Here is a 2,358-nt window from a genome sequence, read left to right as displayed (position 1 = left end):
AAATAGTCCGGTCTACAATGCCGATTCTGTAAGAGCTCCAATCCTTTTATGGACTGGTTCTAATGATCAGAATATTGATTGGCAACAGACTATAGAATATTTTCTCAGTCTAAAAAGAAGTGGTAGAACTGCATTTGCTATCGTTTATCCTAATGAAGGACACGGGCTTGCCAACACAAAAAATTTGCTGGATATAGCCGTTAGGATTGAAGACTGGTTTGATTTTTATCTGAAGGGAGACAACAGTGTTGACTGGATAGAAAAAGGATTATCAAAGAAGGATGCTGATTAGCATCCTTCAATTTTGATGTTAATTAATTTTGTGGAATCTCAAACAGATTGTTTGGGCAGCTGGTACCGCTAAGATCACGTAAATTCTCTGTACCCATTCCCACATTTGCCGTACAAATGACACTACCAGTATCACTGCATGAAATGTGGGTATTCTGGCATTCCTCCAGTTCACCTGGTCTGAATACATAACCGTCTTTTACAGCTTTGTGAGCATTTTTGTTCACATTGGTGGCAAAGGCGCTTCCTGCGCCAAAAATTACAACTACTGCCGGTAAGATGAATTTTCTAAGTGTTTTCATAATACAATTATTGTTTGTTATGCCTACTCTGATCGGGTTTTCGGCTTTCCCCATGTTTAAAATTACGGGCTAAAGTTTGCGCAATACGATAGCTGGTAATCTGTTTTCCTGCCAATACAAAAAGATACTGGTCAGTAACAAGCAGCTGAGACATCTTTTTACTTCCGCGGCGTTGTACATAAAAGCTGCCCCAATATTTTGAAGATTCGGTATCATAGACATCTACAATATCATTTTTATTCCATAGGTCCCTGGATTCATAGCGCCCCATTGTTCCTGATTGAATAAACAGCAGCCCTCTATGAGCAAAAGAATTAGGGTTTAGGACGACAGGTGGTGCTGACATCTTTTTCCTTCCGTCTTTTAACTGCACTACTCTGATTTTAGAAATGCTTACGGTATCTATGGTTTTGATCTTATCAATGTTTTCAAGATTCCTGCTGGTACCTAATGCCTGATTTCGGTAACTGTAAACATACCAGATCTTACCACCATATTCATCGTAATGTAGCTTACCATCCACATCAAAAATACCATCCACCTGTTTTTCAAGTATATTTGGATAGAGCTTCACTTTCTCTTTCGATTTAAGATTAAGGCTTCCCAAGATAAGCCCTCCTGTAGTGTTGCTTTGGGTTCTTAACACAAAACTATCAGGTCCAATGGCGGCAAGTTGATCAAAATAAACATCTTGAAAACTTATCTGATTAATTTTACCACTGAAATCATTTGGTTCTGATCGATAAATCGCCGGAACAATTCCATCGTACATATACAGATACTTATCAGTCACTAAAGATCTTACTGCATGAAAAGTGTGAAGCTGATCTGGAACTAAACGTATAGTATCAACTTTTGCTAAATCCCTGTCAATAGCCAGAAGGACAAAAGGCGAAGTGGGATTACCCAAATAAATTCTACCATTTGTTGCGCCAGCAAAATAATACGAATTATATTTCAGGTCATAAGATTTTTCCTCTATGATAGGATGTTGTGGGAACCTTCGGATGAAGTTGTTTTTTTCTTTTATGATATGTTCTGATGAATAAAAAAGATAGGTTACAATCGAAGAAAATATCGCAATAATACAAAGTATTGATAAACTAGGTCCAACCAAAACATTCTGTCTATATTTTGCAATAATCAGTATTGCCAGAATCGCAGCCATAACACAAACAATATTGAAGATCAAATGTTCTGTCCAGCCCATTTTCTCCAATATACCGCCACACGAACAGGGTACAAAATCACTATAATGAAGAATAAGGTAAATATATACAGTAAATGAAGACATTATACCTAAAGAAGCATAAAGACCAATCGTCCTTAATTTCGGTATCACCAGTAGCAAAACGATAACCACTTCAGATATAATGGTAGCGTACGAAATAAAACCCGCATAAGCACTAAGCAAGGGAGATTGGGCAATCTGAACCTGGAAATTTTCAAAATCCCTCATTTTACTGACGCCTGCATAGCAAAATAAAAATATAAAAAAATAAGCAACAACTGCCGGAAAATAGTTAATTAGCTTTTTCATAGTATATCAAATTAGCGGATGGTTTCTATACGATGTAACAAAATCCTGAAGTGGTTTTAGTTTCCTATTATAAAAGACTATTGTTGTGGACTCATTCGCCAATTGTCGCGATCTTTTGGCGGGTCTTTTTCCTTAAATTCGCGCGCCGTCACACTGTCACCCTTCTTCAGTAAAGAATTTTGTTCAAATGCAGCTTCATTGTTTTCTGTTAATGTTTCATTTTCC

At 37.1% G+C, this 2,358-nt stretch carries 3 protein-coding genes; 1 reads left to right on the top strand and 2 read right to left on the bottom strand.

Annotated features, from left to right (window positions below):
* Positions 1-292, top strand: a 292-nt coding sequence (locus WFK35_RS22280; RefSeq protein ID WP_336734784.1) for an alpha/beta hydrolase family protein, incomplete at its 5' end; no start/stop codon positions are given.
* A gap of 22 nt (positions 293-314) precedes the next feature.
* Here the strand turns inward: WFK35_RS22280 and WFK35_RS22275 are convergent.
* Both WFK35_RS22275 and WFK35_RS22270 read right to left on the bottom strand, forming a co-directional pair.
* A complete protein-coding gene (locus tag WFK35_RS22275; protein ID WP_002978340.1) occupies positions 315-593 on the bottom strand; it encodes a DUF6520 family protein in 279 nt (92 codons plus the stop codon).
* A gap of 7 nt (positions 594-600) precedes the next feature.
* A complete protein-coding gene (locus WFK35_RS22270; protein ID WP_002978338.1) occupies positions 601-2,133 on the bottom strand; it encodes a DoxX family protein in 1,533 nt (510 codons plus the stop codon).
* Positions 2,134-2,358: the final 225 nt, after the last annotated feature.

It is taken from the genome of Chryseobacterium sp. VD8 (genome assembly GCF_037149975.1).
Lineage (GTDB): Bacteria > Bacteroidota > Bacteroidia > Flavobacteriales > Weeksellaceae > Chryseobacterium > Chryseobacterium indicum.
This window is presented reverse-complemented; position numbering and strand designations above follow the sequence as displayed.